The sequence below is a fragment of the Acidiphilium sp. PM genome (genome assembly GCF_000219295.1).
Taxonomy (GTDB): Bacteria; Pseudomonadota; Alphaproteobacteria; order Acetobacterales; family Acetobacteraceae; genus Acidiphilium; species Acidiphilium multivorum.
This window is the reverse complement of the sequence record NZ_AFPR01000127.1, coordinates 1-5764: the sequence shown is the minus strand read 5'-3', so window position 1 is coordinate 5764 and position 5764 is coordinate 1. Positions and strand designations below refer to the sequence as shown.

General features: G+C 69.6%; 5 protein-coding genes. 1 reads left to right on the top strand and 4 read right to left on the bottom strand.

The features are described 5' to 3' along the window. Positions 1–129: 129 nt before the first annotated feature. Together tsf and rpsB are read right to left on the bottom strand one after the other, a co-directional pair. The gene (tsf, locus tag APM_RS06520) at positions 130–1035 is read right to left on the bottom strand and encodes a translation elongation factor Ts (RefSeq protein ID WP_007422559.1); all 906 of its coding nucleotides are present in this window, start codon (positions 1033–1035) and stop codon (positions 130–132) included. Between the two features lie 72 nt (positions 1036–1107). After that, positions 1108–1878, bottom strand: coding sequence for a 30S ribosomal protein S2 (rpsB, locus tag APM_RS06515; RefSeq protein WP_007422558.1), 771 nt, complete (start codon positions 1876–1878; stop codon positions 1108–1110). 201 nt (positions 1879–2079) lie between these two features. On the opposite strand from rpsB, the gene hemW reads away from it, so the two are divergent. Then, a complete protein-coding gene (hemW, locus tag APM_RS06505) occupies positions 2080–3228 on the top strand; it encodes a radical SAM family heme chaperone HemW (RefSeq protein WP_007422557.1) in 1149 nt (382 codons plus the stop codon). Between the two features lie 107 nt (positions 3229–3335). Here hemW and APM_RS06500 read toward each other — a convergent pair whose 3' ends face one another. Together APM_RS06500 and APM_RS06495 are read right to left on the bottom strand one after the other, a co-directional pair. Then, positions 3336–4085, bottom strand: coding sequence for an SDR family NAD(P)-dependent oxidoreductase (locus tag APM_RS06500; protein WP_007422556.1), 750 nt, complete (start codon positions 4083–4085; stop codon positions 3336–3338). 27 nt (positions 4086–4112) lie between these two features. Continuing rightward, positions 4113–5762, bottom strand: a complete 1650-nt coding sequence (locus APM_RS06495; RefSeq protein ID WP_007422555.1) for a TRAP transporter large permease subunit — start codon at positions 5760–5762, stop codon at positions 4113–4115. Positions 5763–5764: the final 2 nt, after the last annotated feature.

The following is a 5764-nucleotide window of genomic DNA, read 5'->3' as shown; positions in this document are numbered from 1 at the left end:
CGAGGCCCCGACCGCCGGCGGCCGAACCCGCACTGCCCAAAAACGAAAACGGCGGCGCGAACCTCGCACCGCCGTCTCCAGGCTTTTTCGCCCGCCCCGCGTCACCGCGCGGCGGAGCGGAGCAAGATATCAGCCGCCCGCCGCCGCCGCGACCTCCGCCGCGAAGTCGGTGGCTTCCTTCTCGATCCCCTCGCCGAGGGTGAACCGCACGAAACGGGTCAGGGTCGCCCCGGCGCTCTGGACGATCTTCTGCACCTTGCTTTCGCCGTCGTGCACCCAGGTCTGCTCCAGCAGCACCACGTCCTCGTAGAACTTCTTCACCCGGCCCTCGACCATCTTCTCGATGATCGCTTCCGGCTTGCCGGAGGCGCGCGCCTGCTCGGCCAGCACCGCCTTCTCGCGCTCCAGCGCCGACGGATCGACATCGGCGATGCTCAGCGCATCCGGCCGCGTCGCCGCGACATGCATGCCGATCTGCCGCCCCAGCGTGCTCAGCGCCTCGTCAGCCTTGCCTTCCAGCGCCACCAGCACGCCGATCTTGCCGAGCCCCGGCTTCAGCGCGCCATGCACGTATGACGCGGCAACGCCGTCCTTCACCTCGACCACCGCGGCCCGCCGGATCGACATGTTCTCGCCGACGGTGGCCACCAGGCTCACCAGCTCGTCCGCAACGCTGTGCGACTTGCCCGGAAAGGCCGCCGCCTTCAGCGCCTCGACATCCTCGCCCACGGTGAGCGCCAGCTTCGCCACCGTCTCGACGAAATTCTGGAACGCCTCGTTCCGCGCCACGAAGTCGGTCTCGGCATTCACCTCGACCATCGACGCCCTGTTGCCCTCATGGGCGACACCGACAAGCCCTTCCGCCGCGGTCCGCCCCGACTTCTTCGCCGCCGCGGCAAGACCCTTCTTGCGCAGCCAGTCGACCGCGGCTTCCATGTCGCCGTCGGTCTCGACCAGCGCCTTCTTGCAATCCATCATGCCCGCGCCGGTCTTCTCACGCAGATCCTTGACCATCGCGCCGGTGATATCGGCCATGGGAGTTCTCCTCAGAAAATGAATACGGCCGGACCCGCCAGGGGCGGGTCCGGAATTCGTCCCGCGTGCGGCTCAGGCCTGCGCTTCGGCGTCCTCGTCCACCGCCTCGGCCGGCAGTTCTTCCAGCGCGCCGATATCCGCGCCGGAAGCCGCCATCTCGGCGCTGATCCCGTCGAGCACCGCGTTCGCGACAAGGTCGCAATACAGCGTGATCGCGCGGATCGCGTCGTCATTGCCGGGGATCGGATAGGTGACACCCTCGGGGTTCGAGTTCGAGTCGAGCACCGCGACGACCGGAATGCCGAGCTTGTTGGCTTCCTCGACCGCGAGCTTCTCCTTGTTCGTGTCGATGATGAACAGGATGTCCGGCAGGCCGCCCATTTCCTTGATGCCGCCCAGCGCGCGGTCGAGCTTGTCGCGCTCGCGCATGAGGTTCAGCATTTCCTTCTTGGTCAGGCCCTGGCCATCGCCGGCCAGCGTCTCTTCCATCTGCCGCAGCTTGCGGATCGAGTTGGTGATGGTCTTCCAGTTGGTCAGCATGCCGCCGAGCCAGCGGTGATTGACGTAATACTGGCCGCAGCGCTTCGCCGCATCCGCCACATGCTCGGCCGCCGCCCGCTTGGTGCCGACGAACAGCACGCGCCCGCCGCCGGCGGTGACGTTGCGGATCTCGCGCAGCGCGCGCTCGAGCATCGGCACGGTCTGCTGCAGGTCGATGATGTGGACCTGGTTGCGCACGCCGAACAGGAACGGCGCCATGCGCGGGTTCCAGCGGCGGGTGTTGTGGCCGAAATGCACGCCGGCTTCGAGCAGCTGGCGCAGGGAGACGTCTGGCATCGCCATGATCTGGTATCCTTGTCTGGGGCCGCCGGGCAGGCGGCCATCCGGTTGAACCTCCACGAAGCCGAGCCTTGCGGCACCGGAACCAGCGCGCTGGATAAGGCGCTTCGTGTGCGAATTATCGGCAACTTCGCCCGAAGGCGTGCCGATCGGGGCGATATGGCCCAGATCGGCCTCCGGCGCAAGACGTGCTAGACGCCGGGCATGACGCCGCTCGCCCTTTATATCCACTGGCCGTTCTGCAAGGCCAAATGCCCCTATTGCGACTTCAACTCCCATGTCCGCGAGCGGATCCCGGAGCGGCGGATCGTCGCCGCACTCCTCGCCGAACTCGACTTCGAGGCCGCCCGCCTCGGTCCGCGCCGGCTGACCTCGATCTTCTTCGGCGGCGGCACGCCGAGCCTGATGGCGCCCGAAAGCGTCTCGGCACTGATCGCGCGGGCCTGCCGCCTGTTCGCGCCGGCGCCCGATCTCGAGATCACGCTCGAAGCCAACCCCACCAGCATCGAGGCCGGGCGGTTCCGCGCCTATCGCGAGGCCGGGGTCAACCGCGTCTCGATCGGCGTGCAGAGCCTGAACGACGACGCGCTGCGCTTTCTCGGCCGCGAGCATGGCGCGGCCGAGGCGATGGCCGCAGTGGAACTCGGCCGGGCCATCTTCCCGCGCCTGTCCTTCGACCTGATCTATGCCCGGCCGGGCCAGACGCTCGCCGCCTGGCGCGCCGAACTCGGCGCCGCCCTCGCCGTCGGGCTCGATCATCTCTCGCTCTACCAGCTCACCATCGAGCCCGGCACGCGATTCGCCACCGCCCATGCCCGCGGCGATTTCGCGCTCCCCGAGGATGACGATGCCGCGGCACTTTACGACGCCACCGCCGAGGAGGCGGCGCGCTTCGGCCTCGGCCCCTACGAGATTTCGAACTACGCGAAGCCGGGCGAGGAGTCGCGCCACAACCTCGCCTACTGGCGCTACCGCGACTATGCCGGCATCGGCGCCGGCGCGCATGGGCGGATCAGCCTGGGCGAGACACTGCTCGCGACCCGGCGGCACCGCGCGCCGGAGGAATGGGCCGCCCGGGTCGAGGCGGCGGGGCATGGCAGCACCGAGGAAATCGAGATCGGCGCGGACGAGCGCGCCCGCGAGGCGCTGCTGATGGGGCTGCGGCTGGCCGAGGGGATCGACAGGGACGCCTACGCGGCGCGGACCGGGCGCGATCTCATGGACATGCTCGACCCCGATGTGACGGCGCAGGCGATCGAGGCAGGCTATCTCGACGTCACGCCGGCGCGGGTGAGCGCGACCTATGAAGGCCGCAAGCGGCTCGACTCGCTGCTGGCGGCGCTGCTCGGCTAGAGCATCATCCGATCAGATGGAGTCATCTGATCGGATAAAGATGCTTTAATTATCAGTATTATAGAGCACTGCATCCGATCCGGATGGATCGGAAAGTGCTCTAAGGCCTACTGCGGCCGGCGCTGCACGCCGGTGCCGAGGAAGCCGCCATCGACCGCGAGCACGTGGCCGGTGACATAGCCGGCATCCTCCGAGCAGAGGAAGGCGGCGGCGCCGGCGATTTCCTCCGGCGTCGCGTAGCGGCGCATCGGCACGGCGTCGGTCCAGATCCGGCGGATCTCGGCGTCGTGCATGCGCGCGACCAGCGGCGTGTCCACCGGGCCGGGGGCGATCACGTTCACCCGCACGCCGGCGGCGGCGAGTTCCACCGCCATGACCTGGCTCATGATCACCACGCCGCCCTTCGAGGCGCCGTAGGCGGTGCGGCCGACATTGCCGCGCATGCCCGACACGCTGGCGATGTTGACGATCGCGCCGCCGCCCTGCGCGACCATCGCCCGCGCCGCCGCCTGCGCGACCAGGAACGTGCCGCGAAGGTTGATCGCGATGATGCGGTCGAACAGTTCGGGGGTGGTTTCCAGCAGCGGCACGTCATGGCCGATGCCGGCCGCCTGGACGAGGATATCGACCCGGCCATGGGTGGCGCGGGTGGTCTCGACGAGTTCGGCGGCGCTCGCCGGATCGGCGACGTCCACGCGCAGCGGGGCGATGGGGGGCGCGGCATCGAGCGTTGCCGCGTCGGTCGCGATGTCCCCGGCGATCACCTTCGCGCCCTCGGCGGCGAGGCGGGCGGCGATGGCGGCGCCGATGCCGGACAGCCCGCCGGTGACGATGGCGATCTTGTTGTCGAATCTCATGGCTTGTCTCCGGTCGGGGCGAGTCTGTCAGTGGGGGAGCAGGGCCGTGGTGATCGCCGGGACGAAGGCGACGATCAGCAGGCCGATCAGCAGCGCGGCAAGATAGGGCACGATGCGGCGCATGCCGGCGGCAGGGTCGATCCGCCCGATCGCGCAGGCGGCGTAGTAGCCGACGCCGAAGGGCGGGGCGAACAGGCCGATCCCCATCGCGAGGATCACCACGATCGCGTAGTGCACCTCGTTGATGCCGGCCTGGCTCGCCACCGGGAACAGCAGCGGGCCGAACAGCACCATCGCGGGGATGCCCTCGAGAACGCTGCCGAGCACGATGAAGACCAGGATGGACGCGAGCAGGAAGCCGTCGCGCCCGCCGGGCACCGCCTGCATCGCCGCCCCCAGCGACATCGCGAAGCCGGACTGGGTGAGCGCCCAGGACATGCAGCTCGCGGTGCCGATGATGAACAGGATCGCGCCGGAGAGCGATGCGCTGTCCACCAGCATCGGCCAGAGGCGGCGCCAGTCGAACTGGCGGTAGACGAGCAGGCCGACCAGGGCCGAATAGAAGATGCCGATGGTGGACACCTCGGTCGCGGTGGCGATGCCGTCGGCGACGGCGAAGCGGATCAGGAAGGGGACGACCAGCGCCGGCAGGGCGATGACGAAATTCCGCGCCATGACGCGGACGGGCGCGCGCGGCGCGGCACCGTGGCCATCGCGCCCCGCGTTCCGCCGGGCGATGATGCCGAGCACGATCGCCAGCACGAGCGCCGGCAGCATGCCGCCGGCGAAGAGGGCGGCGATCGAGACGCTGGTGACCGAGCCGATGATGATCAGCACCAGGCTGGGCGGGATCGTCTCGCTCATCGCGCCGGAGGCGGCGAGCAGCGAGACCAGCTCGCCCTCCGGCACGCCGCGGCGCTTCATCTCGGGGAACAGCACCGGGGCGACCGCCGCCATGTCCGCCGCCTTGGCGCCGGAAATGCCGGAGACGATATACATCGCGCCGAGCAGGACATAGCTGAGCCCGCCGCGGAAATGGCCGAACAGGGCGGCCAGGCTGTCGACCATCGCGCGGGCCATGCCGGTCATCTCGATCAGCGTGCCGAGGAAGACGAAGAGCGGCACCGCGAGCAGGATCAGCGAACTCATGCCCTCCTGCATCTTGCCGACCATGATCGAGAGCGGAATGCCGCCGGCATCGGCGAGATAGGCGAAGGTGGCGAGGCCGAAGGCGAAGCCGATCGGCACGCCGGCGGCGACGCCCGCGCCGAGCAGCAGCACGAAGAAGACGACGAGCGACCAGTTGCCGATATCGTCGAACCAGGGGGCGAGGACGGACAGCGCGAGGCCGGCGGCGGCGAGGCCGATCGCGGCGAGCAGCAGGTCGCGCAGGCGGTGCGCCGGGAGCTGGACCAGCGCGGTCAGCACGATCAGCCCGAAGCCGGCCGGCAGGGCGGCGGTGCGCAGGCTGCCGGGCAGGCCCAGCGCCGGCGTGTGGATCGCGCCCTGCTGGGCGGCGAAGCCGATCGCGTCCGGCAGGAGCAGCAGCGCGAAGCCGGCCATCGCCGCCAGGGCGAAGGCCTCGGCGAAGGCGCGGGTCGAGGGGCCGAGACGGGCGACGAGCGCCGTCATGCGCATGTGGCCGCCACGGCGCAGCGCGATGACCGTGCCGAACATGG